Source organism: Stenotrophomonas sp. WZN-1, assembly GCF_002192255.1.
Taxonomy (GTDB): Bacteria; Pseudomonadota; Gammaproteobacteria; order Xanthomonadales; family Xanthomonadaceae; genus Stenotrophomonas.
In genome coordinates this window covers 277,236-301,801 of the sequence record NZ_CP021768.1, presented here as the reverse complement: position 1 = coordinate 301,801, position 24,566 = coordinate 277,236, and the positions used below count along the sequence as shown (strand labels likewise).

General features: G+C 65.2%; 23 protein-coding genes. All 23 read right to left on the bottom strand.

Annotated elements, in window-relative coordinates:
• Window positions 1-100 precede the first annotated feature (100 nt).
• On the bottom strand, window positions 101-1,525 hold the full coding sequence (locus CCR98_RS01330; RefSeq protein WP_014035644.1) for a sensor histidine kinase: 1,425 nt from the start codon (window positions 1,523-1,525) through the stop codon (window positions 101-103).
• A gap of 25 nt (window positions 1,526-1,550) precedes the next feature.
• A complete protein-coding gene (locus tag CCR98_RS01325; protein ID WP_004136763.1) occupies window positions 1,551-2,234 on the bottom strand; it encodes a response regulator transcription factor in 684 nt (227 codons plus the stop codon).
• A gap of 73 nt (window positions 2,235-2,307) precedes the next feature.
• A complete protein-coding gene (locus tag CCR98_RS01320; protein WP_014035643.1) occupies window positions 2,308-2,682 on the bottom strand; it encodes a hypothetical protein in 375 nt (124 codons plus the stop codon).
• Between the two features lie 213 nt (window positions 2,683-2,895).
• Window positions 2,896-3,927, bottom strand: coding sequence for a tRNA dihydrouridine(20/20a) synthase DusA (gene dusA, locus CCR98_RS01315; protein WP_087921223.1), 1,032 nt, complete (start codon window positions 3,925-3,927; stop codon window positions 2,896-2,898).
• A gap of 89 nt (window positions 3,928-4,016) precedes the next feature.
• The gene (locus CCR98_RS01310; RefSeq protein WP_087921222.1) at window positions 4,017-6,413 is read right to left on the bottom strand and encodes a peptidoglycan-binding protein; all 2,397 of its coding nucleotides are present in this window, start codon (window positions 6,411-6,413) and stop codon (window positions 4,017-4,019) included.
• A gap of 25 nt (window positions 6,414-6,438) precedes the next feature.
• Window positions 6,439-7,041, bottom strand: coding sequence for a lysozyme inhibitor LprI family protein (locus tag CCR98_RS01305; RefSeq protein WP_232463073.1), 603 nt, complete (start codon window positions 7,039-7,041; stop codon window positions 6,439-6,441).
• A 340-nt stretch (window positions 7,042-7,381) separates the two neighbouring features.
• The gene (locus tag CCR98_RS01300) at window positions 7,382-8,257 is read right to left on the bottom strand and encodes a lysozyme inhibitor LprI family protein (RefSeq protein ID WP_157721483.1); all 876 of its coding nucleotides are present in this window, start codon (window positions 8,255-8,257) and stop codon (window positions 7,382-7,384) included.
• A gap of 156 nt (window positions 8,258-8,413) precedes the next feature.
• Entirely contained in the window at window positions 8,414-9,868 is a 1,455-nt protein-coding gene (locus CCR98_RS01295) for a SulP family inorganic anion transporter (RefSeq protein WP_087921219.1), read from the bottom strand.
• A gap of 208 nt (window positions 9,869-10,076) precedes the next feature.
• Window positions 10,077-10,787: a hypothetical protein gene (locus tag CCR98_RS01290; RefSeq protein ID WP_087921218.1), complete on the bottom strand. Its 711-nt coding sequence runs from the start codon at window positions 10,785-10,787 to the stop codon at window positions 10,077-10,079.
• Entirely contained in the window at window positions 10,787-11,116 is a 330-nt protein-coding gene (locus CCR98_RS01285) for a hypothetical protein (protein WP_087921217.1), read from the bottom strand. Before CCR98_RS01285 ends, CCR98_RS01290 begins: the two co-directional genes overlap by 1 nt.
• Window positions 11,116-14,604, bottom strand: a complete 3,489-nt coding sequence (locus CCR98_RS01280) for a host specificity protein J (protein WP_087921216.1) — start codon at window positions 14,602-14,604, stop codon at window positions 11,116-11,118. The genes CCR98_RS01285 and CCR98_RS01280 overlap by 1 nt, the downstream gene beginning before the upstream one ends.
• Complete coding sequence (locus tag CCR98_RS01275) at window positions 14,601-15,203, bottom strand: tail assembly protein (protein WP_087921215.1); 603 nt, start codon at window positions 15,201-15,203, stop codon at window positions 14,601-14,603. The genes CCR98_RS01280 and CCR98_RS01275 overlap by 4 nt, the downstream gene beginning before the upstream one ends.
• Window positions 15,196-15,936 carry a C40 family peptidase gene (locus CCR98_RS01270; RefSeq protein ID WP_087921214.1) on the bottom strand — a complete coding sequence of 247 codons (741 nt, stop codon included), beginning with the start codon at window positions 15,934-15,936 and terminating at the stop codon, window positions 15,196-15,198. Before CCR98_RS01270 ends, CCR98_RS01275 begins: the two co-directional genes overlap by 8 nt.
• A 62-nt stretch (window positions 15,937-15,998) precedes the next feature.
• Window positions 15,999-16,694: a phage minor tail protein L gene (locus tag CCR98_RS01265; protein WP_087921213.1), complete on the bottom strand. Its 696-nt coding sequence runs from the start codon at window positions 16,692-16,694 to the stop codon at window positions 15,999-16,001.
• Between the two features lie 152 nt (window positions 16,695-16,846).
• Window positions 16,847-17,983, bottom strand: coding sequence for a hypothetical protein (locus tag CCR98_RS01260; RefSeq protein WP_087921212.1), 1,137 nt, complete (start codon window positions 17,981-17,983; stop codon window positions 16,847-16,849).
• 84 nt (window positions 17,984-18,067) lie between these two features.
• Entirely contained in the window at window positions 18,068-19,222 is a 1,155-nt protein-coding gene (locus tag CCR98_RS01255) for a hypothetical protein (protein ID WP_157721482.1), read from the bottom strand.
• A gap of 33 nt (window positions 19,223-19,255) precedes the next feature.
• The gene (locus tag CCR98_RS01250; RefSeq protein ID WP_087921210.1) at window positions 19,256-20,407 is read right to left on the bottom strand and encodes a hypothetical protein; all 1,152 of its coding nucleotides are present in this window, start codon (window positions 20,405-20,407) and stop codon (window positions 19,256-19,258) included.
• Between the two features lie 117 nt (window positions 20,408-20,524).
• Window positions 20,525-21,697, bottom strand: a complete 1,173-nt coding sequence (locus tag CCR98_RS01245; RefSeq protein ID WP_087921209.1) for a hypothetical protein — start codon at window positions 21,695-21,697, stop codon at window positions 20,525-20,527.
• Window positions 21,698-21,699: 2 nt separating this feature from the next.
• Window positions 21,700-22,029 carry a phage tail protein gene (locus CCR98_RS01240; RefSeq protein WP_087921208.1) on the bottom strand — a complete coding sequence of 110 codons (330 nt, stop codon included), beginning with the start codon at window positions 22,027-22,029 and terminating at the stop codon, window positions 21,700-21,702.
• On the bottom strand, window positions 22,029-23,171 hold the full coding sequence (locus CCR98_RS01235) for a phage tail tape measure protein (protein ID WP_087921207.1): 1,143 nt from the start codon (window positions 23,169-23,171) through the stop codon (window positions 22,029-22,031). Before CCR98_RS01235 ends, CCR98_RS01240 begins: the two co-directional genes overlap by 1 nt.
• A 78-nt stretch (window positions 23,172-23,249) precedes the next feature.
• Window positions 23,250-23,549 (bottom strand): DUF1799 domain-containing protein, encoded by a 300-nt coding sequence (locus CCR98_RS01230; protein ID WP_087921206.1) that lies wholly within the window; start codon window positions 23,547-23,549, stop codon window positions 23,250-23,252.
• 8 nt (window positions 23,550-23,557) lie between these two features.
• Window positions 23,558-23,866 carry a phage tail assembly chaperone gene (locus tag CCR98_RS01225; RefSeq protein ID WP_087921205.1) on the bottom strand — a complete coding sequence of 103 codons (309 nt, stop codon included), beginning with the start codon at window positions 23,864-23,866 and terminating at the stop codon, window positions 23,558-23,560.
• The gene (locus CCR98_RS01220; RefSeq protein ID WP_087921204.1) at window positions 23,866-24,525 is read right to left on the bottom strand and encodes a phage tail protein; all 660 of its coding nucleotides are present in this window, start codon (window positions 24,523-24,525) and stop codon (window positions 23,866-23,868) included. Before CCR98_RS01220 ends, CCR98_RS01225 begins: the two co-directional genes overlap by 1 nt.
• Window positions 24,526-24,566 lie beyond the last annotated feature (41 nt).

The following is a 24,566-nucleotide window of genomic DNA, read 5'->3' as shown; positions in this document are numbered from 1 at the left end:
CCACCGAAGATCATGAGGTTGCCGGCCAGCGGCCGGCACTACCGGAATACCCGCGCGTTGTTGCGCGAGGCGATGCCAGGCGGACGGGAACGCGCGCGATTTACGGCCCCGGCGGCAGGCGCACTTCGAAGCGGGCGCCGCCCAGTTCGGCCGAACGGCCCACAGTCAGTTCGCCGCGGTAATCCTTGATCAGGTCCTGCACGATCGACAGGCCGATGCCGTGGCCCTGCACGCGCTCGTCGCCACGCACGCCGCGCTGCAGCACCTTGCCGATGTCGTCCGGGGCAATGCCCGGGCCATCGTCGTCGACCGCCAGCAGCAGGCCGGCGCGGCGCGCGTTCGGGGCCGGCAGCGGCTGCGCGGTCAGCAGCACGCGGCGGTTGGCCCACTTGAAGGCGTTCTCCAGCAGGTTGCCGAGCAGTTCCTGCAGGTCGCCCGGTTCGCCGTGGAAGCGCGCCGCCGGGTCGATGTCGAATTCGCACAGCACGCCCTTGGAGGCGTAGACCTTTTCCAGGCCACGCACGATTTCCTCGGCATTGGACTCGATCGGCAGCGGCGCGGAGAACAGTTTGTGGCCGGACGAGGCCGCGCGTGCCAGCTGGTACGAGACCAGGTTGTTCATGCGCTGCAGCTGCACGTCCAGTTCCTCGCGCAGCGCGTTGTCGCCGGCGCCGCTGTCCATCTGCGTGCGCAGCACCGCGATCGGCGTCTTCAGGCTATGCGCCAGGTCGGCCAGGGTGTTGCGCTGGCGCTCGAGGTTCTCGCGCTCGCTTTCGATGAAGGCGTTGATGCTGTCGGTCAGCGGTTCCAGCTCGCGCGGGTGGCGCTCGCTCATGCGCTCGGTCTCGCCGCGCTGCACCTTGGTCAGCTCGGTGATCACGCGGCGCAGCGGGCGCAGGCTCCACTGCAGGATGACGGTCTGCAGCAGCAGCAGGATCAGGCCGATGCCGCCCAGGTAGAACCAGACGCGGCCACGGAATACGCGCAGCTGTGCACCCAGCGCGCGCGAGTCTTCCATCACATAGATGGTGTACGGGAACTCGGTGGCAGGGTCGGCGTCGGCGCCCCACACCAGGCCCAGGCCATAGCGGTAGACCGAGCCCTGGCTGCCATCGATCTGGATCATCGGCAGCGGGCCTTCGAACACTTCCTGGCGCGGTGCCAGCAGGCCGCCGCCCACGGTGGGCAGCATCGGGCCTTCGGCAGACATCGAATTGCCCTTGCCGTGCGGCATCACCACCTGCAGGTACAGGCCGCTGCCGGGCACATCGAAGCGCGAATCCGGCGGCTGCTCGCGGATGTACAGCGAGCGGTCGCGGGTGAAGTCGATGCCGGCCGCGTAGGACGTGGCGTAGTTCTTCAGGCGCTCACGCAGGTTCGCCTTCGCCGTATCGGCGAAGGCGGCGTCGAGCGCGTAACCGGCCAGGGCCAGGAACGCGACCAGGCCCACGGACGCGGCGAGCATCTGGCGCGCCTGCAGTGAGCGCGGCCGCCAGCGTCGGAAGAACCACAGACGGCCGGACATCGTGTTATCGCCAGGGTGAGCCGGCTCAGCCCTCGTTGCGCGGGATCGCGAAACGGTAGCCGCGACCGCGCACGGTCTCGATCGGCTTCAGTTCGCCATCCGGGTCCAGCTTCTTGCGCAGGCGGCCGATGAACACTTCCAGCACGTTCGAGTCGCGGTCGAAGTCCTGCTGGTAGATGTGCTCGGTGAGGTCGGCCTTGGAGACCAGTTCACCGGCATGCATCATCAGGTACTCCAGCACCTTGTACTCGTAGCTGGTCAGGTCGACATTGCTGCCGGCCACGCTGACGGTCTGGGCGGCGAGGTCCAGGGCGACCGGGCCGCATTCCAGGGTCGGCTTGCTCCAGCCGGCGGCGCGGCGCAGCAGCGCGTTGACGCGGGCCAGCAGCTCTTCGACGTGGAACGGCTTGACCAGGTAATCGTCGGCACCCTGCTTCAGGCCCTCGACCTTGTCCTGCCAGCTCGAACGCGCGGTCAGGATCAGCACCGGGAACTTCTTGCCTTCATCACGCAGGGCCTTGATCAGCTCCATGCCCGACATCTTGGGCAGGCCGAGGTCGATGATGCCGACATCGAACGGAACTTCGCGCCCCATGTAGAGGCCTTCCTCGCCGTCCTGCGCAGCATCGACGGCAAAGCCTTCGCGCTTGAGCCGGGCTGCCAGGGTCTCACGCAGCGGGGCTTCGTCTTCGACCAGAAGGATACGCATGAACTCTCCCTAGTGTCCTGGGTGTGGCCCGGAGGCCTGTGGGGTACGGGTTGATAGCGACAACTATCCCTGTTCAGGGGTTATCGCCGCGTAGTGATGACATATCCGACCGCGGCGTGCGCGGCTGTGAACGCGACGGGGCGGGGTCGTCCATATAGCGGACCCGGCCCCGGTCGTCCATGTACTTCACCCGGTTGATATCACGACCATCGAACGGCACGCGCTCGGCACCGAGGATGTGGCCACCGGTGGTGCGCTGCACGCGGCGCACGGCATCGGACAGCGAACGCTCGTCGCCACGGTTGCCGCGCTCGCCCCGCTCCATCATCTCCGCACGCCCCTGCTCACCGCGCGGCGGCTGCTGTGCCAGCGCCGACGACAGCGGCGCAGCCGCCAGCACAACGCAGGTGGCCAGGGCAATGCGGCAATGGAGGGAAGCGGAAGACATCGATGCGATCCTAGCCGAGCACGGCGATTCGTTCAAAAGTCGTAAATCCGGATGCCGGGTTTCGGGCCCGGCGCTTTACAAATCCTTTGCAAATTCTTGGTTTGGGGCAGTGAATCCGGTCTGAACTTTTCCGGCCGCGACCCCGCGATGTTCAGCTAGGTGAACATTCGGGACGAATCGCCGCGCCTTGTCAAGTCAGGAATGTGACGACGGTCACGCTGCGACGCGATCAGCGTCGCGTTCGGTCACGGCCAGTGCCTTCTCGACCAGGCTCCAATCGGCGCCCGGGCGGTGTGCGCCCTCGCTCAGCACCTGGCGGAATGCGCGGCCACCGGGCTGGCCATGGAACAGGCCCAGCAGGTGGCGGGTGATGTGCTTCAGCGCCAGGCCTTCGCCCAGGCGCGCTTCCACGTAGGGGCGCAGCGCGCGCAGCAGGTCGCCGCGGGCCTGCAGCGGAGCGCCGGTCTGCAACGCCTCCAGCTGATGCAGCAGGTAGGGGTCGTGGTAGGCCGCACGGCCCAGCATCACGCCATCGACGTGCGCGGCCTGCGCCTGCACCGCCTCAAGGCTGGCCAGGCCACCATTGAGCACCACCGGCAGCGACGGGCGCTCCTGCTTCAGGCGGTAGGCCCAGTCGTACTTCAGCGGCGGAACCTCGCGGTTCTCCTTCGGCGACAGGCCCTTCAGCCACGCGTTGCGCGCGTGCACCACCACCATTGCGGCACCTGCGGCGACCTGGCGGTCGACGAAGGCGGCGAACACGTCGTAGTCATTGTCCTCGTCCACGCCCAGGCGGCACTTCACCGTCACCGGGATCTCGACGGCATCGACCATTGCCGCCACGCACTCGGCCACCAGCATCGGCTCACGCATCAGGCAGGCGCCGAAGCGCCCGGCCTGCACGCGGTCGGACGGGCAGCCGCAGTTGAGGTTGACCTCGTCGTAGCCCCACTCGGCGGCGATGCGCGCAGCCTGCGCCAGCAGTGCCGGATCGCTGCCACCCAGCTGCAGCGCCAGCGGGTGCTCGCTGCGGTCGAAGCCGAGCAGGCGCTCGCGATCACCGTGGATGACCGCGTTGGCGTGCACCATTTCCGTGTACAGGCGCACACCCGGCGCCAGCACGCGATGGAACAAGCGGCAATGGCGGTCGGTCCAGTCCATCATCGGAGCGACGGACAGGCGCAGGGAATCGGCGTAACGGGCGGTGGCGGACGTCATCGGGGTGTTGATCGTGGAGACTGGCATTGCCAGTGAGATCAATAGTTTACACCGGACGGCTGAATGGCGGCGGGTCGCTCCGGGGCCGGTCGACCGGCCCCGGGATGCCGCGTGGCTTACAACCCGCGGTTGCGCACCTGTTCCTGCTGCTGTTCCTGCGCACGCTGGTTGAACTGGCTGTCCAGCGCTTCACTCTGCCGGCTGCTGGCCTCGACCGAGTGCGATACCGCCTGGTGGCGGTCGACGAAGGTCCGCTGCGCCGCCGGATCGCCCAGCTCGCCCTGCACCGCGAACAGGCCGGTACCGTCGGGGCGGGCCACGACATGGTCGATCTGGCGCATGCCGGACACCTTGCTTTCGTAGGCCAGCTGGCCAGCCGCTCGTTCGGCTTCCTGCGGGTTGGCGAACAGCGGCTTCAGGCCGGCCTGGGCGCGCTGCTGTTCGAGCGCCTGCAGCCTGTCCAAAGCCTGGCCGAAGCGCGCGTTGTCGGCATGCCCGGCGTCGCGCATGCTGGCCGGCGCTGCAGGTTCGGCCTGGGCCGGTGCCGCCGGCGCGGTACCGGCCTTCACCGCGTTGGGGGCATCGACCTGCGCCAGGGTCTTGCGGCCTGCCTTGCCATCGTCGTCCAGGCCGTTGTTGGCCTGGAACTGCTTGACCGCCGCAAAGGTGTCCTTGCCATACACGCCATCGGCGTGCAGCGGCTTGCCATCGGCCCCGGCATAGCCCAGCGCCGCCAGCTTGCCCTGCAAGGCCTTGACCTCATCGCCCCGCTCGCCCTGCTTCAGCACGCCATCGGCCATCGGCGCCTGCTGCGCGCTGCGTGCGGCCTGCGCGGCTTCAGGGCCCTGCGCGTGGACCTTGCCGCCCAGGGTGATGCGGTCGTTGAGCATGTCACCCAGGAACCTGCGGTACTGATCGGGCTCGAGCTCGATATGCGCGTGCACGGCACCCGGGGTACCGGCATCGGACTGGCGGATCAACGGCGCACCGTACTCGACGAAATCACCGGTCTTGTAGGGGGTGGTTCCACGCGCACCGTGCAGCACCTGCCCGACCAGTTCACGCTGCGGATGCCCGGCCGGATGGCTCCAGATGCTGATGGAGTTCCACTTGTCGTTGTTGACCTGCACGTACCCCGCGACGGGATTGGGAATCATCACTTCACGGTCGCCGCGGGGATTGCTCAGGATCAGATCCTTGTGCACCAACGGAATGCCGTTGCGATCGCCGCGGGTCCGTACCGTTTCCAGCTCGCCCTCGACCATGGCCGACGGGCGGTCAGCCTTGGCGGCATTGCCGGTGCGCACGGCTTCGGCATTGGTGTTGGGGTGATGGATCTTCAGTTCGCGATAGGCATCCTCGCCACTGGTGCCATGACGAAGCGTGCGGTTGCTGCTGCCGTTGCCAAAGGGTTCGACCACGACGATGCGCTGGCCACCGGGCGCGGCGGCGGCATCGGGTTCCCGCGCAGTCGCGGGTGCGAGTGCGAGTGCGGGTGCAGGCGTGGCCGGTGCCACAGGCTGCGCCGGCGTGTGCTCGCGCACTGCCGTATCCAGGGCCTGCAGGGTCTGCCGGCCGGCCTTGCCATCGACGGTCAGCCCATGCGCCTGCTGGAACTCGCGCACCGCATGCTCGGTATTGGCACCGTAGTGGCTATCGGCCGTCAGGGGTTGCCCGTTGCGGCCGGTATGGCCGGCCTGGATCAGTTTGGCCTGCAGGGCCTGGACCTCGGTACCGCGCTCGCCGGGTGCCAGCACGCCGTCGGCCATCGCCGATGCGGCCGCACGCTGGCCACGCTGGCCGGGCTCCGGTTCACCGAACACCTGCTGGTAATCCTTGCCCCGGTAAGCATCGGGGTTGTGGTTGACCTGGTCGTAGCGCGCCAGCCCGACCAGTGCGGTCTTCTCGGTGAGCGCACGATCACGCAGCGAATCCCACAGGGTGGGCGAGCTCTGGAAGTGCACCTGCACATTGGCGTGCTTGTAGTCCTGCACCGCGCGGACAATCTGCTCGTCACTCAGTTCAGTCAGCTTGAAGTCTTCGCCATAGGCCTGCTGCAGGCCCTTCTGGAACACCGACCGGGTCATGCCGCGGTACTGCACCGAGGTACTCCACAGCGCATCCTGCACGGCCGCACCACGGCTGGAGAGATCGATGCCCACATCCTTCAGGCGGCCCATCTGCACGTCGTAGTACTTGTGCTGGATGAAGTCGTGCTGGTCCCTGGCAAACCCTGCCGGGTCGGCGTCCGCCACTTCCTTCCAGCGTTCGGTGAAGGCCGGGGTTCCTGCCTGCAGGCCGTTGAAGCGATTGCCGTAGCGCGAGGCGGCAATGTATTCGTCCACGCCCCCAACGTTGGTGGCGTACTGGTAACTGCCATACGACACACCGCCATGGTCGCCCCTGCCGGTGGAAACGTGGCCGGGGCCGCGACCTCCGGTTTCGAAATGCGCCGACGTCTGGCCGCGATGCCAGTTGTCCATTGCCTGCTTTGCCTGGGTCACAACATCCATTTTCCTGCACTCCTTCGCGGGGGAATTACTTTGAGGTCAGTGCCTGCAGCACGTCGGCACGGTTGGCCGTGCGATTGATCCGGCAGGACTGCGCGTCCAGCATCTGCCCCTGCCCGTCTTCGGCAGGGTTCCATCTGCAGTAGCGATTGGTATCGGACATGTAGGCGGCCTGCTCGTCCATCAGCCTGTCCTTGTCCTTGCTGTCGGGACCGTCGACGATCCGCATGAACGCCTGCTCGAGCCGCTGCTCCTGCCAGGCAAGTTCGTCATCACCACACGCCTGCAGTGCCGGTGTCTCGCCGCCGCTGGATTTCACGCATGTGGCGTACTGCGGCCGCAGCGCGGCCTTGTTGTAGGAATCATCCGGGCGCTGCGGCGGCATGTCCTGGTCATCAGCATCGGCCGCTGTCGTGGCAGGTGCGGCGCGTGCAGGCTCTGCGGTGGCGGGCGGCGATGCAGTGTCAGGCGCGGCGGCCGCGGGGGCAACTGCCGTATCCGCCTCCGGGCTCTTGGCCTGGCATGCTGCCAGGCTGAGGCCCAGGGCCAGCGCAAGCGCGATGGCCCCGGCCCTGCCGAACGTTTCGCGGGGGGCCGCTGGAAGGTGGTTTGTTCCCTGCATTGCTTGCATCTCCTTGGCATCCAGGCGCGGGGCCCGTCAACGCGGGGCCGTCCATCGGCCCCATCGGGAATTGCATGCTACGCCAGCGTGGATTTCAGATGCCTGACTGGATTCAGAATGTGTGCACCTTGTACCAACTGCATTCTGCACGGCGCAACGTCCTCGCGATCGCGTTCGCGAATTCGTATGTTGAGGTCGCTCACATGATGCCCAATGCTCACGAATCTCAACGAAACTGCCGTTTCAAGGACATCTTGAAGGCTTGACCGCAGTCAATTCCGCTGCCCTGCCTGCAGACGGGCTTTCGGATCGGCGTCGAGGCCCCCTGCAATGCCGGCATCGAGGCTCATCATCGCGCCAACACGCCCTTCTGCAGTTCCACCGCACGGTTGGCGTAACGATTGATGAGGCACGACTGTGCATCCAACGCCGGGCCCACGCTGTCAGTGACCTGGCTGCAGTGTTTGTCCGTGTCTGCAACCCAGTTGGCCTGCTCGTCCATCCAGCGGTCCTTGGCCGGGCCGTCGGGACCATCCATCAGTCGCGCGACCTGTGCTTCCAGCAGCGCCTTGTGGTGGGCGAGCTCGGCCGTATCGCAGGCTTCCAGCTGGTCGTCCATGCCGCGGGCGTCCTGCACGCAACGGGTGTATTCCGGACGCAGCGCTGCCTGGGTATACGAGGTATCCGGCGGCGCGCTCTGCGCCAGCAGCTGGTCGGCACGGTTGGCAACACGGTACAGGCGGCATTCCTGCGCGCCCTGCAGCTGCTGCACGGTGCCGTTGGGGACATCGCGGCAATAACGGTCTGTATCGCTGCGCCAGCTCGCCTGGGTGGCCTGGAATGCCGTCCGGGCAGCGCCGTCGAGCCCGGCCAGCGCCTTGCTGGTCGCCGCTTCGAGGCGCGCTTCCTGGTAGGCGAGTTCGTCCTTGCCGCAGGCCTGGAGCTTGCCGGCATCTTCCACCCCATCCACACACCAGCCATAGGCGGGGCGCAGGCGACCCTCGGTATAGGACGCATCCGGGTAGTGGGGGGAATCTGCCGATGCCGGGCCGGAAGGGGCTGCCGGCGATGCCGCAGCAATCGACGCGGGGGCCGCCGTTTCGGTCGATGCCTGGGAAGAAGGCGCCTGGCATGCGGTGAGCGCCAGGCACAGGGCCAGCACCTTCCAACACCCACGGCCGACGCCGACCCGCTCGTTGCGCCCAAGCGCGTCCATTGCCTGCATTGCCTGTTTCTCCCTTGCGTGCCGCCAGCGGGTGCCGGCAGGGAGGGGCCGTCCATCGACCCCCATCACGCGGGCAATGCTACGACAGCGCCGGTTTCAACTGCCTGACTGGATTCAGAATGCGTGCACGCCGTCTCAGACGCGGACGCTGGAACCTCAGTGCCCGCCGCCGCGCCCACCCACCTGTTCGATCAACGTACGGCTGGCCGCATTCAGGCCCACCACCGTCACCTCCGCCCCATGCGCGGCCAGCTTTTCCTGAGCGCGTTCCAGCGCGGCCACCGCAGTGAGGTCCCACAGGTGGGCGTCACGCAGGTCGATCTGCACCTTTGGTGCCACATGCTGGTAGTCGAACGCGGCGCCCAGCTGGCCGGCCGAGGCAAAGAACACCTGCCCACGTACGCGGTAGGCCTGCGTGTCTCCGGCATCTTCGCGCTGCACATCCAACATGCGGCCGACCTTGCGCGCGAAGAACAGCGCCGACAGCAGCACGCCACTGAGCACGCCCTTGGCCAGGTCGTGGGTGGCCACGGTGACCACCACGGTCAGCAGCATCACGGCCGAAGAGCTGCGCGGGTGCGTGCGCAGGTCGCGCAGCGAGCGCCAGCTGAACGTGCCGATGCTGACCATGATCATCACCGCCACCAGCGCGGCCATCGGGATCTGCCGCACCAGGTCGCTGCCGTACACCACCAGCACCAGCAGCAGCACGCCCGCCACCAGGCAGGACAGGCGGCCGCGGCCACCGGACGTCACGTTGATGACCGACTGCCCAATCATCGCGCAGCCGGCCATGCCGCCGAGAAAACCGGTGACCGTGTTGGCCACGCCCTGGCCGACGCATTCGCGGTTGCGCTCGCTGGGCGTTTCGGTGATGTCCTCGACGATCTGCAGGGTCATCATCGATTCGAGCAGGCCGACCACGGCCAGCGTGGCCGACACCGGCAGCAGGATGCGCAGGGTCTCCCAGGTGAGCGGCACATCGGGGATGAGGAACTGCGGCAGGCTGTCGGGCAGCTGGCCCATGTCGCCAACACTGCGCACGTCCACATCGAAACCGATCACCACGGCTGTAAGCACCACGATCGCCACCAGCGGTGACGGCACCGCACGGGTGAGGCGCGGCAGCAGGTAGATGATCGCCAGGGCGGCGGCACACAGCACGTAGACCGTGGGACCACGGCCGATCAGTTCCGGCATCTGCGCCAGGAAGATCAGGATCGCCAACGCGTTGACGAAGCCGGTGATGACCGAGCGCGAAACGAAGCGCATCAGCGAGCCAAGCTTGAACACGCCGGCCAGCACCTGCAGCAGGCCAGCCAGGATGCTGGCGGCGAACAGGTACTGAAGGCCGTGGTCCTTGACCAGGTCGACCATCACCAGTGCCATCGCGCCGGTGGCGGCGGAGATCATGCCGGGGCGGCCACCGGCGATGGCGGTGACCACCGCAATGGAGAACGCGGCATACAGGCCGACCTTGGGGTCGACGCCGGCGATGAGCGAGAAGGCGATGGCCTCGGGAATCAGGGCCAGGGCGACGACCATGCCGGACAACAGATCACCACGGATGTTGCCGAGCCATTGCTGGCGCAGGGGGTAGGACGTTTGCATGGGAAAACTCCGCGCGCACGCGGGCGTGGCCGCATGGCGCTGCAGTGGAAAGACACGGGTTCCTGAGCCGGGCGGGCCGGCTGCCGATGTGCGGCAAGGGTCAGGGTGGCGTGATCACTGCAGTGCGTCGTCGAGGAGCGTAGGAGGGGCGCAGTCTACGGGAAGGGCCCGGGCGGCTCAAATGGCCGCCCGGGCCGGCAACCCCCACTCAGTAGGTGTAAGCCGCAAGGACGAAGCTTGGCAGGCGCGAAGCGAACGTCTGGTAGGACGCTCCACTGAGGGAACGCTGGCGATTGGCAGCTTGCCGGGTGAAGTTGACACGCATCTGCGATGCATTCGGCGTACTGATGGCTGCCGCATAGCGCATGTTGGTACGGATGGTGGGGTTGCCGCTGGGCATCGCGTAGACATCGTGGCAGAGACCGATGTCTGACAGCAGGTAGGCAAGATTTTCGCCTGGGCCGTTGATCAGGTCACCGGTGAGGATGTTCTCGTTGGACATCTCGCTGGGGAGTGGTGGCCGGGCACCGGTCTTATCGACCAGGCCCGCCATGCGCAGTGGACGGCTGCTCATGTCCCACTGCAGCGAACCGTCGGCGTTGTAGACCTGCATGCCGGTGTTGTTGCTGGGAACCGCATGTCCCCATGCCCACCATTCAAAACTGGTGGTGCCCTGGGCCATGTTCCAGCTGAAACCTGCAGTGCCGGTGGAGATCCGCGTGGAGCCGCCATTGCAGCGGATGAACACCAGGTAGGGCACGCTCTGCGCCGGCAGGCCGACCGAACCGTTCTGGCCCAACGGCGAAGTGTTGCTACCGATGGTCTCCACCCCCTTGCCTGCCGCGAAGAAGGCAAGGGCGCGTGCGTTGACCAGAACGGGGATACCGCTGTCGTTGGTGACTTCAAGGCCGACGGTCATCAGAAACTCCCGTAGAAGACATAGGCGTTGGGGTTGGTCGTCGTCATGAACGTGAAGTTGAGTGTGAGGTAGTCGCCTTCGGCGGCGCCTGGTTTGTTGAAGGACATGGATGCCATGTTTGGCGCGGAGAACTGGTTCCCATTCATGTCCTGCCAGCTGTCCCATAAGGTGCTTGGCAGGATCGCGAATGGCTGCCCCATGCCCGCCATGCCCACATAGATGCTGTCTCGGGTGCTGACGTGCATCTCACCCATCACCTTGCCGGCACGATCATTGGTGTCGAACCACATCTGCCCGTCCGGGCCGAATATCTGCATACCGGTTGCCATTACCAGATCCCCATGCGGACGCGGACGCGGCCGTTGCTGTCGTAAACGTGGATGACACTGTCATTGATGGTCAGGCGGCCGCCGTTCTCGGGGCCGTTCATCGTCAGCGTGCCGTTCTTGTCGAGCCTCCAGCGAGGCTGCCCGCCGGCACCGACCGCGTTGGACTGGATCACATCGCCGATCATCGCGTTCTGGATCCAGCCGTTGCCGATCAGTGCCTGGCTGATGAAGGTCTGCCCGCCCTGCACCACGAAGGGCGCGCTGACTTGGCCACTGTTGGTGTTGAACAGCGCGAAGCGATCGGCCTGCATCAGGATCTGGCTCTGGTAGCTGCCATCCGGCTGCTGCTCCACGCCCAGACCCATGCCGGCCATGTAGATCTGCCCGGCACTGCTGATCTGCGCCTTGACCGTATAGGTTGCGCTGACCTTGCCATCCAGGTTCACCACGGCCTGCGAGACCTGCTGGACCGCGGCACTGACCCCTTCGATCTTGCCTGGAACACCCTCGATGGAGGCTTCGACCGTGTCCACACGCCTGGCCAGTGCCGCGTCCTTCTCGGCCATCACGCTGTAGACGGTGATGGCACCGGCGCTGACGTCGTTCTCGCCGACGTTGTAGTCCTCCTCACCGGCGGTGTGGTCGCTGACCTGCGCGAACAGGCCATCGACCTTCTGCCCCTGCGCGGCCACCTTGCCATCGACGTCGGTAACGTCCAGTTCCAGCTGATCAACACGGCCGACGATGGCGCCCGCCTCGGCGACGGCGTCGCCGATGTTCTTCCAGTGGCTGCCCGGCGGCGTTTCATTGCCTGCGGCAGTGCCCTGCCAGCTCCAGATCCGGCCATCGTGGATGACGGTCTGGCCCGGGGTGTAGGTTGCCGCGGCATCCCAGACCAGCGGCAGCACTTCGGTGACGCGCTCGATCTTGCCCTTCAGCTGTTGGCCCAGCGCGCTTTCGTTGATGCGGCCGGCGAAATAGGCATCGTAGTCCGATGGGTTGCTGCTGGACTCGCCCAGAACACCCGCCTCCACCGGATGCCACGGACCCACGTTGCCGCTGCGATCAACCAGGCGCCCCCAGAACCAGAAGCGTGCGCCAGCTGCGAGACCATTCATCTGGTGCCGCGACTGTGGATAGGCGAAGTCGCCGAGCTTGATGGCGGCCGAGCGATCCGGGCTGGTGCTGTACCAGAGCTCCGTGCGCTCGGTATCCGTGGCGCCTGCCGGGAACTGCCAGGCCAGCTCGATGCCGAACACGCGGCTGCGCGCGGTCAGCGAGGTCAATGCCGGCGGCGGCGTCGTCTTGCCTTCAATGGTGGTGAGCACACTGAGCGTCGGCTGCGATACCGCGCCCAGCGCATTGACCGCGCGTACCCGGGCCAGATACTCGCCCGCGTAAACGCCCCGCACCTCCAGGCTCTGCGTCCCGACGCGACCGGCGCGGACCCAGTTGAGATCACCACGGCGCCATTCCACGTCATAGCCGATCGCCTTGTCTGCGGCATCCCACTCGATGGTGAGCACGGAGGTGGCGATGCCCTGGTCCACCACCACATGCGAGGCCATCCGCACGTTGGCCGGTGCCGGCTGCACGCTGGGCGGAATGATGCTGATCGGCGGCTGCTCCAGGCGCGTGCCGTCGTCGATGGCGGCGTACTTGCCCGGCACGTGCTTGAGCGCGGTGATCTGATAGGTCAGATCCTCGCCTTCGCTGACCGACAGCACGCGATAGTGCTGCAGGGCCAGCTCAGGCGATTCCAGCGCCCAGACCGACTGCGCCACCGGCACCGCCGACCACGGCGCGGTGACCGTGACTGTCTCGCCGTCCACCGACTGCACCGTGCGTGCTTCGGTCTGCCCGCTGGGCAGGGTGGCGCGCAGGGTGTCACCGGCAGCGACCTGTTCCGGCACGCGATCCAGCACCAGGCTGCGCGTACCCGCACTGCGGATGCGTCCCGCATTGCGGCGGCCGGCGCGGTTCGGGTCGGCCACCTGGATCACGTCACCAGGCATGCAGCCCAGCGCGTCCAGGCCCACCGAGAAGCTGATGGTTTCCGTTTCCAGCATCTCGGTATGCAGAATGTGGTTGCCCACGCGCTGCGCCTGCGAACGCGAGTGGCAGCCCACCGCCGTCACTTCGGTCTGGTTGATGCCGTAGCGGGCCACGCCGGGCAGGTGCTGTACCACTTCGACCTTCTGCCGGCCGAAGTCATCCGGATCGATCCACGACACCAGGGCCACCGTGTGCCGCGCCGTGCGGCTGCTGCCGGCATAGTGGAAGCGGCCTTCGATGACGTTGGCCTGGCTGTAGGTCAGCACCGGGTCCTTGGGCATGTCGGCCGAGGCCATCACCTGCCCCGCCGCATAGAAGCTGATGCCGCGGAACATGGTGGCGATGTCCTGCAGCACGCGATAGGCCTCGGCGCGGGTCTGCAGATACAGGCTGCAGGTGAAGCGCGGCTCCTTGCCGCCCTGGCCATCGCTGACCAGTTCATCGCAGTAGCGCGCGATCTGGTACAGCCGCCACTTGTCCACCCAGTCCAGCGGAACACGATGACCCAGGCCGAAGCGATCGTTGGTGACGATGTCGAAGAACACCCAGGCCGGGTTGTTGGTCCACCCGCTCTTGAAGGTACCGTCCCACACGCCGCTGTAGAGACGGCTGAGCGGATCGTAGTTGGAGGGGATGCGCACGATGCGCCCCCACAGCTGGTAGGACCGGGTGGGGATGTTCTGGAATTGGCTGGCGTCGACCTGCACCGCCGCCAGCGCACAGTTCGGATAGCGCAGCTTGGCATCGATGATCTCGGTCATCGACAGCACGTTGATGGTATCGGCGATGGTGCTGCTGTTGGCGTTGGCGGTCAGCCGGCGGATGCGCACCTGCCACTGGCTGCCGGCAGGCAGATCGATGCGGCGGCTGCGCTCGTACTGGCTGGTGGTCTTGCCACTGAAGGCATCGGTCAGCACCGTGCTGAACGGGCCACCATCGGTGGAAAGATCCACCGCATACATGATCCGGTAGCCTTCGGTGTCACCGTTCTCGGTGTTGGTTTTCTGCAACGCCGGCACCGCGAAGCGGATACGGACGGCCGACAGGTCGGCACCGGATACGGTGCGTACCACCGGCGCATCGCTGCGCAGCTCGACATTGACACCGACTTCGTTCTCGATGGACGGGAAGCCGCTGATGTGCTCCTGGTCCTGGGTGCCGGAACGCGTCTGCACGTCCACGCCGGAGAAGTTCAGCGTGCCGTCCGGATTCTCGATCGGCACCTGGTCCAGGTAGATCGACTGCTTGCCGGCGACCAGGCCGCGGATCTCGCCTTCGCTGGCGAGGTCGATGATGCGGGCCACCGCCATCGAGTGCAGGCTGTCGGCGGTTTCGACCGGGGTTCGGGCGTTGCTCGCGCCCTTCTTGGCGCCCACCAGTACGGGCGCGGCTGCACCGCGCGTGCGCGGCGTGGAATGAGTGATCTGGTTCAAAACTGGTCCTCCGCCAGGATGCCGCCGCTGATCACGGCCGAGCCGATGAACATGCCCTTGCTGTCATGGCCGCCATAAGCGACCGGTACGGGGTTGCCCTGCGCCTGCGTGTTGACGGTGCCGTTCATGCTGTAGCTGGGCGCGTTTTCGGGTGTGTCTTTGGCGCCCAGGCCTTTTGGCTGGGGGGAGAGCATCTGCACGACCCCGCCAGCGACCATGCCAATGCCCGACGTCATGACTCCCGCGCCACTCCCTGGTGCGTACGCATTCATGACCGCTCCGATGACAATCAGTACAACGCCCATGATCGTCTGCAGCACGCCTCCTCGCTTGCTACCCACCATCACCGGCGCGATGCGGATGTCATCCTGCCCTGGCGGATCGTGCAGCTGATCCCGCGACAGGTTCTGCCGGCCATTGAACACGGCAAATTCCATGCCCTTGGCTTTGGCACCCATCAGGTACTGCTGGAACCCCGGCAGCATCGTGCATAGCGCATGCACGGCCTCGGCCGGGCTGTTCACCGCCAGCCGGAACCTGCGCCCGAAGCGGGCACCCAGCTTGCCGTACAGGCGGATCGTACGAAGACGGTCAGTCATGGCGCACCTCGCGATGGCGGACGATGCAACGGGTGCGCTCGGCCCACATGCCGCCGTAGGGCACGGTCTCGGACAGGCGGCCATGCAGGTGATGCAGCATCTGCCCGTCGCCGAGGTAGATGCCTGCGTGGTTGGTAACCGGCGAGCGGATCTGCATCAGGATCATGTCGCCCCGCTGCGGTTCGCCCTCGATCAGGTCGAAGCCCTCGGCGTGCAGCCGTTCAAGGCTGTACAGGTCCTGGCCATGGCTCCACCAGTCATCCTGGCGTTCGTACTCGGACAGCCGGATGCCCAGTTCGCGTGCGTGGAAATCGCGGACCAGGCTGTAGCAGTCCAGCACACCATGGGCGAACTGACGACCGACCAACGGTGCCATGTAGCCAGAGGGATGCAGGGTCTGCAGATCACCGCACAGCGGTGGCTCGCCGGTTACCTGGCCGACGCTGACGATGTGCCAGGTCAGCCCGCTGCGCTCGCACATGACCCGATCGGCGTCGGACGGCGTCGCGGCGGCATCGGGGTGGCTGTGCACCAGGGCCAGCACCTCGCCCTTGTCCTCGGCCACGGCATAGTCCTCGGCCGGCAGACGGAAATGCTCGCTGGGCATGGCGGCCACGTTGCGGCAAGGAAGATAGCGTTCGTGGCCTTCAACGGCCACGATCAGCCCGCAGCATTCGCGCGGGTACTCGGCCACGGCGTGCGCCTGGATGGCCTGCAGGGTTGTCGGTTGCATGTTTCACCCATGAAAAAGGCCCGCGCGGGCGGGCCTGGAAAGTGGAATCGGGAAGGGATCGATCAGGAGCGCAACAGACCCGCGGCGGGGAAGCCGCCATAGGGCAGCGGCTTGTCCTGGCCGAAGCGCAGCTTGCAGCTGCGTACCCGGCCACCGCATTGATCACGTGCCGGGTCGTCGGTAGCGACGTCGTCGCTGTCGGCCACCGCCGGACCGTTGTAGCCGCAGTACGCGCCGCGATAGCCGCCACGCACCAGCCAGCCACACATGCCGGCGATGATCTGCCTGCCCGGCAACTGCTGGCCATTGAGATCGATCGCGGTGGTCAGCTCGAACTCGACCATCTGCTTGTCTTCGCCGATCTTGCGCTCGATGAACCAGACTTCGTCGGGGAAATGCTCGGCAGGATCCGCGCTGGGATTGCCTTCCTCGAAGTTGGCGGCATCCAGGTACTTGGCCAGCGTCTGCCGGCGGATGATGCGGGCCCCGACCAGGTCGTCGAACAACAGGCACATGGCGGTGATGCGGCCATCGATGTTGCTCACGCGCAGGCGCGGATTCGGTGGCTGGTCGCTGGTACGTTCGAAGCCGCTGGCCTCGATCGGCCAGGGGCCATATTCCTGGCCCTGCCACCAGACGAGGCCGCTCTGCAGGTGTGCGTGGAAGAACAGCTTGTCGGCGCCGAAACTGCTGGCGTCGAGCTCGTAGACGGTGATGCGGCCACCCGGCTCAAGCTGCTGGGCATCGGCGGTGATCATGGGGTGTGCTCCTGTGCGGCAATGGGAAGAGGGGGTGGTACGGGATACCGCTCCTGGCCGCGCGGTACGATGACGTGGTGGCCCGGGCGCAGCGACGTAGTGGTCGTGAAGCAGGCGTGCTTTGACGCCTGCGGAGGCGTGATTGTCATGGCTCAGAGCTCCGCATCGGCCTGCACCAGCACCTGTGAGGTGGTCGACCACACCACCACCGCACCCCACTGCTGCATGTTGTTGGACATCGTGGACAGCACGGCCGCGTCCACGGTGGACTGCCAGCCCGGATCGCCACCGTTGAAGTTGATGAGGCTACCTTCGGAGCCGAAGCCGACCAGGTTGAGCGCGGCAGAGGGCGAGGTGACCCTGGGCGCCACGCGCTTGCGTACCTTGAACGGAATGCACGCGCGCGTGTCACCGTTGGCGGTGTAGGTGATGCCCAGGATCCGGTTCACATCCAACGTCTCGTAGTAGCGCTGGCACAGCAACAGCTCCAGTGCTTCAGGCCGGCGATCGAAGTCGGTGGCGGTGTCGCCTTCTTCGATCTGCACTTCGGCCAGTTGCACGCTGCCGCTCTTCTGCCCGGCGGCGAACGCCCGCCCGCCGAAATCGGCACCGGCATCCAGCCAGAAGCTCAGTTGCAGGTAGCTGTCCGGGCCCAGCGTCCTGCCGGCAAGGCCGGGAACATCCACGGTGACCTGGTGCCATCGCCACAGGGTATCGAGTACGACCGAGGCGCCGATGCTGTCGCGCGCGGTGGACCCGCCCGTTCCGTAAGACTGCTGCAGCTCCACCCCGATGCGGAAGTCATCCACCGAGGCGCGTGCCTTGAAGCTGATGGTCACAGTGCGCCCGGCCAGGGTCCGGACGTCCTCGATACGCTGTTGGACCAGTGCCATATTGCCGGCACTGGCCACGCTCTGCACATCCAGCCGGAGCAGGTGGCGTGATCCGGCCAGCAGGCGCCCTCCCTGGCCGCCGCCTGCAGGCACATCCTCGCGTGTGACGGCCAGCTTGGTGCCGGTGGCATTGGCTTGCCAGCGGTCAGCGATGTAGCGAGTGCCCACGGATGCAGGAAACACTGCACCACGCTGCCAAAGGCGGAAGTCGCCGTTGATCAGGCAGTTGCGGCCAGTCATTCGGCCATCCAACCCATCCACCGCAGTCTGCACGGCATCCAACCCGCCATACACTTCGGCGAAGTTGTCGTTGATCTTGGTGAATGCCGGGCGCTGTGTTTCACCCCGCTTACCGTTCGCCTGAACGGTATCGAGGTCGATTATCTTTCTGCTCATTTAGCCTTCCATTCCGAATCAGCAAAGCCCAGGGACAGGTCGTTGCCACGCCTGAAAAAGACGGCGGAACGCCATACCTGATACTCAGTAAATCTCTGCATCCGCCGTCCAGTGGAACCAGCCACCCCAACGCCCGGGAGAATTGCCCCAGGCCACTTCGAAGACGTTCGTCGCGATCGTGGGAACCGATGCGGGCGTTCGGCTGCTGTCGTCCTGATTGACATATCCGGGCTCGACCACATTGTTGTTGGGCCTGACGACAATCACCGGCGTCACTCGCTTGCACGTCTTGAATGGCACCGACAGGTAGCTGGTTGCGCCGCTCGCAGCCGAGTTGCCCCAACTGTAACGACCGCTGTTGGTCGGAGTTCCAGGAACGACGTCATTGTCATAGGACTTTTCGTAGTAGCGCTGGCACAGCTGCAGCTCGTGGGCCAGCGGGCGCAGGTCGAATGCCGTTGCCCGGTTGCCGCGCTCCAGCTGCATCATCGCAATACCGAACTCTCCGTTCTGCCCGGAGATGACACCGCCATAGGCATCCGCGCACAGATCCACCACCAGCCACAGGAAATCGCTGTCGGCATTGCTGCCCAGCGTCTTCCCCTTCACCGATGGCAGTCGCGCACTGAGCTGGAAATAGGTCCAGGACGTGGCGGTGACCGCTACGGTTCCCAGCTCCACGCTGACTGCGGCGGACGGCGAACCACCGGTGCCAAAGTGCTGGATGAGACGAACGCCGATGCGTTTTCCTGGCGGGCCATAGGCGAAGCCGGAAACCGTCACGTCGCCGTCGGACAGCGTCGCCGCGCTCTCGACCTTCTGTGCGACGTAGGCGCTGCTACCTGCACTGGTCTTGGAGACAACGCTGTTGAGGAAACGGCGCGATTCCGGAGCGGCACCGCCAGCTGGCAGATTGCCGCCGCGATTGACGGTATGCGTGCAGCCCAGCGCTGCCACGGTCCAGCGATCGGCTACATAGATCTCTCCCCCCTGGGTGGTGCCGGTGGTGCCCCGCTGCCAGAAATCGAAGTTGCCGTTGATCAGGCGGTTCCTGCCTGGAACCACGCTCTGCAAAGCGCTTTCCAGTGAATCCACACGCTTCCCGATCGCGGTCACGCCATCCAGCGCCCCATACACTTCGGCGAAGTTGTCGTTGATCTTGGTGAACGCCGGGCGCTGGGTTTCACCCCGCATTCCGTTCGGTTGAACGGAATCGAGGTCGATGATTTTTCTCGTCATTGCTGTCGTCCTGTAAGTCCCGGGCACGCGCCATCACAGCTCGGCATCGGCCCACCAATGCCACCACCCGCCCCAGCGACCTGGATTGTTGGTCCAGCTCACTTCGTAGCCGGAAGGCGAGGCATAGTTGACCAGGCAGGGAACGCGGGAGATGTTGTCTTCCGCGATATGTCCGTCCTGCTGGATGTTGTCGGCCGAGATGATCATCACGTAAGGATGGGTACGCTTCGGTGCATGGAATCGCACACTCTGGTAGTGCGCCACTCCCGGTGAGTTGATCGAGAAGGCTTCGCGCCCTTCGTTGTGCGCGGTATTGGGCACGATGTCGAGGTTGTAGCTCTTCTCGTAGTAGCGCTGGCACAACGCCAGTTCCACGCCCGGCGGTCGCCACTCAAAGCGCGTCGCTGCGCGCCCGGCTTCGACCTGGAACTGTGTGAAGCCGAACGATCCGTTCTGCGCCACCAGCTCGCCCCCCTGGCCGGTACCGCACAGGTCGAACACCACGTAGAGATGGTCGTTGCCATTGCTGCCAAGCACCTTGCCCCGGGTACTCGGCAGCTTCACCGTGATGCTGTGGCGCTTGGCGGTCGCCTCCAGCTTGAGCACGCCGGCTTCCACTGTCACCTGCGGCGAGGGTGAGCCACCTGTCCCGAAATCCTGGATGACACGCACGCCCACACTGCGACCTGGCGCATCAGAGTTCGCCCACACCGAGATCGTGATGTCTCCACTTGCACTGCGGACGCCCTCGATCTTCTGCCCCATCCAGGCGCCACTTCTGGCGATGGCCTCGGATACGGTGCAGACCAGAATCGACCGGGTATCTTCCGGAAATCCAGCCTGCCCGTCGTAAGCTACACGCTGCACATCGTGGTTGCAGACCAGCGCCGAGTTCGTGAAGCGGTCGGCGAAGAATGTCTCCGCACCCAGCGTACCTGATCCCTGGCCAACGCGACCGGACGTGCGACGTTGCCAGAACTGAAGGCCACCATTGATAAGCAGATTCCTTCCCGGAACGCGCTCGGTGATGGCATTCCCCACGGTCTCCGGAATCTTCGCGACATCGGTCAAGGCGTCGTAGACCTCGGCGAAATTCTCGTTGATCTTGGTGAACGCCGGGCGCTGTGTTTCACCCCGCTTTCCGTTCGGTTGAACGGAATCGAGGTCGATGATCTTTCTTGCCATTAGTGGCTCCTTGAACGAGGTGAATCGGGGGCGGCCGATCGGAGTTCGAGTACTTTCATTCCGTCAACGGGCGGGTCTCACGGCTTCCCGACCGGTCCCGCAGATGTAGGAATGCACTCAGAGTTCGGCATCGGCGGTGTAGTGGCCTGCCAGCAGAACAGAGCCGCTTACCAGGAAACCTGCTCCACCCACGTCCGCCATGAACGCCTGGCTCGTTGCCATGACTACATTGGTCAGGGTTCCCGCGCGCCATGTTCCGCCAGCGGCGTCGTAGTACCTCCAGAAGCTCGGCGATCCGATGTCACCACCTTCCCCGCCTGCGTGGAACTGCAGCTGTGGCGTGCTGCGCATCGTGCCTTTGAACTCTGCGACAACGCGGCAGGTGCCACTGTTGAAGGCCACTGCGTTCCGGTGCACGGCGGAGCTGCTCCTGCTGTTGGGAACTTCTGTAACAGGGAAGGACTTCTGGTAGTAGCGCTGACACAGCGCAAGCTCGTGGGCCGGTGATCTCCACTCGAAGCGGGTCGCGCGTGCGCCGGCTTCCCACTGCATTTCGCCGAAGTACAACTGGCCTGCCTGCGCGCCGAGCCCTCCTGTGCGCGCATTGAAGTCACTGCCTGCCGAGAGCCATACCGCACAGATGACCGAATCATCGCCACTGCCAAGCGTCTTACCGTAGATGGAAGGAAGACTGACGGTCTTGCTGATCCGGTTCAGGCCCTGTGCGAGCGTAAACACTTCCGGCTGTATCCCCGTGACAGTGGGGCTTCCGCCTGTTCCGAAGCGCTGCAGGAATTCGACTGCGATCTTTCTCCCTGCAGTGCCTGCGTTGTAGACCAGGAAGGATAGCGTGCTCTCTGATGCGGCAAAGGTCCGCACACTTTCCACACGCTGCTCGAACAGGAAATGGTGTCCGGCAGCGTTGTGGTTCCCGTTGCAATTGGCGGCCAACGTGAACAGGCTTTTCGGGAAGTTCGCATCGCCCGGAGCAACGGGTGATTTGAATATGCCTGCGCCATCCATCCCTCCCTGCTGTGCAAAGAATCTGTCCGCACAGTAGGCCGCAGCAGCGGTGAAGTTGTCCCCACGCTGCCAGAAGTCGAAATTCCCGTTGATCAAGCGGTTCTTTCCCGAGACAGAGTCTGCGATGGCACCGGGGATTCCCTCCAGCGCCAACGCAACATCCTGAAAGTTCTGGTTGATCTTGGTGAAGGCGGGCCGTTGGGTCTCTCCACGCTTTCCGTTGGGCTGGATGGTATCCAGGTCGATCCGTTGAAGATCCATGCTCATGCCTACGCCTGGAAGGTCTGCTCGAACGTGGCGGTGATGGTCGAGACCTGTCCACCGAGATGGCTGTCGGTGTAGGAGTCACACATGTACAGCCCCTGCCCCAGTGGCCCCTTCCACAGGAAGCTGCGGCCGGCATGACCATCCAGGAAAGCAACGATTTCGTTGATCGTCCTGCGGTTGCCTACGAACTGCAGCTGGTAACTGCGCGAGGTGGCGTTCAGGCCATCAGCGGCGGCCTGCGCATAGCCATCACCGAACTTCGCGCGCTTCACGGCGGCGGTGGTGGTCCCGGTGCTCTGGCTGGTTGCCGGCCAGGTGAAGGTATCGGTCATTACATGGCACTCCTGCTGAGCACACCACCTGCCTTCAGGTCACGACTCTGCAGTTCGCGGTACTTGCGTTCCACGAACTGGCCGATCTCGTTGCCGAACTGCTGCAGCATGCTTTCGTTGGTGGTGACTTCCTTGCCACCGTTGTTGTCGATGCGGATGCTTACACCCACTCCGCCGCCACCGCCGCCACCGTGCGCGGCCACACCCAGGCGGCCGTCCGGTCCGCGCTGCAGCGGCATGATCGCTTCCGGTCCCGCTTCGCCGAATACGCCGGCACCCTTGGCGAAGGCGAACAGCTGCGGGGTGTTGTAGATGCCGCCGGAATAGGCCGACAAGCTGGGCGATGCGTAGACGCCGCCAAGCGCATTGGGCGTCATGTTGCCGCTGCTCAGCCAGCCGGTGTTGTTGCCGAAGCCGCTTGCGAAGCTGGAACTGGGCGCTGCGCTGGCGCCACCAAAGAAGCTGGCAATGGTTTTCACCCCCCATACGATCGCCTGCTGAAGAGCGATGCGTTCGAGATCGGCGATGATGGCCTTGGTGAGCTCGCGAAAGCCGGACTTTCCTGTAGTCACGAACTTGTAGAGCGCTGTTTCGGCGCCGGCGAAAGCCTTGTCGAAGGCCGCCTTCGTCGTTGTCGCAGTGTCTTCAGCCTTGCTGAGATAGCTGTCAAAGGCGGCCTCCACGCCTTTTCCTGCACCGGCAAAGCCCGTCTTCTTGTCTTCTTTCTCAGTTGTTTCTTTCTTCTCGGGCGGAAGCAGGGGCACGCCGTTGAGCATTCCACTACCGTACTTCCGCTGCTTTTCAACGAAGTCGGGTACGTTGATCGAAGCAAACGGTGCGACACCCAGCGCACCGGTGCCCAGAGGGTTTTCCTGTCGGCTCTCGATCGCTGCCTGCGTGGCAGCCGCTTTCATTGCCGTGGCGGTCAGTTGCTGCACCAGTGTGTTCATCATGGAAACACTGCTGCTCATGACAGTGTTCAGTGCCTGGTGCAGTACAGTGGCCTGGGTGAGCTGGACGGGCAGCTGCTGTGCAGCATTGGCGAGCTGGCTCACACCCTGCGTTGCCGCTTGAGCGGCGGAGGCCACGATCGCGCTGACTTTGACAGCGGCAGCCGAGTCACTGAGCGTTGAATCGCTCATGAAATTCTCCTGACATGAAGAAAGGCCCCGCGCAGTGGCGGAGCCATGATGGAGCCATCGACCGGTGTCGATGGCGGCTTAGTGCTGCTGCATGTGGTCCAGCGCCGCACGCTCGATGATGCGGATTCCCGCCATCACCTCATCGCGTTTGTCTGGTGCGAGCGCTTCGCGCTCCAGTTCCCGGTAGACCACGTTGTAATCCAGCCCGATCGGGCCACCTGCGCCAACGCGCCACTGGGTGGAAACCCGTGAGAAAACCTCGATGGGAAGTACGCACTCCGGCCACAGCGTGACCTGCGGTGGCGGGAAATGCCGTGCCTTCAGACCGAGCTGCTGCAGCTCGGCCTCGGTGGGGGCCCGCCAGTACAGGGCCCCCACCGCCTCGATCAGTTTCCCTTGCGCGCGACCTGCAGCGCCTGGGTGTAGCCACCGATGATGGCGCCATCCAGGCCGGCTTGCTGCTGCAGGGCCAGCTCGACGCCGGCGGTATCCAGCGCCACATCGGCATCCCACTCCACCACGATGTCCAGGATCGCCTGGGCCACGCTCAGCTCCTCCTCGGCCAACCGCTCCAGCAGGCCGGCGTAGTCGGCTACCGACAGGTGCCGGTAGGTCAGGTTGAGCTTCTGCTCGCGACCGTGACCGACGATGGTCAGGGTGCTCTTGAAGCTTTCCGGCGCCTTTACCTGGAACATCAGGCGCCCTCGACCAGGATGGAATCGGCCAGCGCAGTGAAGGTCGCGGTGGTGCCCATCGGGGTGTTGGCGGCCATGGTCGGGTCGCCGTTGTAGCTCAGGTAGCCGTACCAGTACAGCACGTCGCCCCCGACCAGCTTTGCCCGCAGGATCACCGGTTCGCCCTTGGCATCAACGTTCTTCAGCGCCGAATACCACGGCTTCTTCGGGTCGTAGAACAGCGGCAGGGTAATGGTCTTGGCGTTCTTGAAAGTCGGCATCTGCACCTGGCGGCCGGTCGGGTCCTCCAGCAGGGTGCCGCTCCAGTACTGCTGCTCGCCACCGGCGGTGGTCGGGTCGCCCTGCTGGTCCAGGTCGACGAAGGCGCCGGCCTTGCGCAGCACGCCGGCGCCGCTGGTGCCCGGGAACAGCACGGTGTCGGTGGTGTCGATGCCCAGCAGTTCAACGCTGCCGGTGGCTTCAGCACCGGCGCGGGTGGCGCGGTTGTTCAGGGCCGGCCAGCCCGGCAGTTCGATGACCACCACATCGCCGGTGTCGACGCTGTTGGCGGCAACGCTGGCCAGTGCCGGCGCAGCCTTGGAGATCGCGGTGGTGGCGATCGCGGTGGAGACGACCGGTGCGAAACCGAACTGGGTGCCCTTGGGAAGCTTGAGTGCCATGGTGTATTTCCTCGTTGGATGAAAAAAAAGCCCGGCGGTTG

What these genes read in the sequence shown, in the direction of transcription:
- CCR98_RS01275 (WP_087921215.1), bottom strand. Translation starts at nt 15,203, where the DNA reads ATGACTGACCGTCTTCGTACGATCCGCCTGTACGGCAAGCTGGGTGCC.
- CCR98_RS01305 (WP_232463073.1), bottom strand. Translation starts at nt 7,041, where the DNA reads ATGCAAGCAATGCAGGGAACAAACCACCTTCCAGCGGCCCCCCGCGAA.
- CCR98_RS01220 (WP_087921204.1), bottom strand. Translation starts at nt 24,525, where the DNA reads ATGGCACTCAAGCTTCCCAAGGGCACCCAGTTCGGTTTCGCACCGGTC.
- dusA (WP_087921223.1), bottom strand. Translation starts at nt 3,927, where the DNA reads ATGCCAGTCTCCACGATCAACACCCCGATGACGTCCGCCACCGCCCGT.
- CCR98_RS01245 (WP_087921209.1), bottom strand. Translation starts at nt 21,697, where the DNA reads ATGAGCATGGATCTTCAACGGATCGACCTGGATACCATCCAGCCCAAC.
- CCR98_RS01290 (WP_087921218.1), bottom strand. Translation starts at nt 10,787, where the DNA reads ATGACCGTCGGCCTTGAAGTCACCAACGACAGCGGTATCCCCGTTCTG.
- CCR98_RS01330 (WP_014035644.1), bottom strand. Translation starts at nt 1,525, where the DNA reads ATGTCCGGCCGTCTGTGGTTCTTCCGACGCTGGCGGCCGCGCTCACTG.
- CCR98_RS01310 (WP_087921222.1), bottom strand. Translation starts at nt 6,413, where the DNA reads ATGGATGTTGTGACCCAGGCAAAGCAGGCAATGGACAACTGGCATCGC.
- CCR98_RS01295 (WP_087921219.1), bottom strand. Translation starts at nt 9,868, where the DNA reads ATGCAAACGTCCTACCCCCTGCGCCAGCAATGGCTCGGCAACATCCGT.
- CCR98_RS01240 (WP_087921208.1), bottom strand. Translation starts at nt 22,029, where the DNA reads ATGACCGATACCTTCACCTGGCCGGCAACCAGCCAGAGCACCGGGACC.
- CCR98_RS01270 (WP_087921214.1), bottom strand. Translation starts at nt 15,936, where the DNA reads ATGCAACCGACAACCCTGCAGGCCATCCAGGCGCACGCCGTGGCCGAG.
- CCR98_RS01325 (WP_004136763.1), bottom strand. Translation starts at nt 2,234, where the DNA reads ATGCGTATCCTTCTGGTCGAAGACGAAGCCCCGCTGCGTGAGACCCTG.
- CCR98_RS01255 (WP_157721482.1), bottom strand. Translation starts at nt 19,222, where the DNA reads ATGACGAGAAAAATCATCGACCTCGATTCCGTTCAACCGAACGGAATG.
- CCR98_RS01225 (WP_087921205.1), bottom strand. Translation starts at nt 23,866, where the DNA reads ATGTTCCAGGTAAAGGCGCCGGAAAGCTTCAAGAGCACCCTGACCATC.
- CCR98_RS01260 (WP_087921212.1), bottom strand. Translation starts at nt 17,983, where the DNA reads ATGAGCAGAAAGATAATCGACCTCGATACCGTTCAGGCGAACGGTAAG.
- CCR98_RS01265 (WP_087921213.1), bottom strand. Translation starts at nt 16,694, where the DNA reads ATGATCACCGCCGATGCCCAGCAGCTTGAGCCGGGTGGCCGCATCACC.
- CCR98_RS01235 (WP_087921207.1), bottom strand. Translation starts at nt 23,171, where the DNA reads ATGAGCGATTCAACGCTCAGTGACTCGGCTGCCGCTGTCAAAGTCAGC.
- CCR98_RS01250 (WP_087921210.1), bottom strand. Translation starts at nt 20,407, where the DNA reads ATGGCAAGAAAGATCATCGACCTCGATTCCGTTCAACCGAACGGAAAG.
- CCR98_RS01300 (WP_157721483.1), bottom strand. Translation starts at nt 8,257, where the DNA reads ATGCAGGCAATGGACGCGCTTGGGCGCAACGAGCGGGTCGGCGTCGGC.
- CCR98_RS01285 (WP_087921217.1), bottom strand. Translation starts at nt 11,116, where the DNA reads ATGGCAACCGGTATGCAGATATTCGGCCCGGACGGGCAGATGTGGTTC.
- CCR98_RS01320 (WP_014035643.1), bottom strand. Translation starts at nt 2,682, where the DNA reads ATGTCTTCCGCTTCCCTCCATTGCCGCATTGCCCTGGCCACCTGCGTT.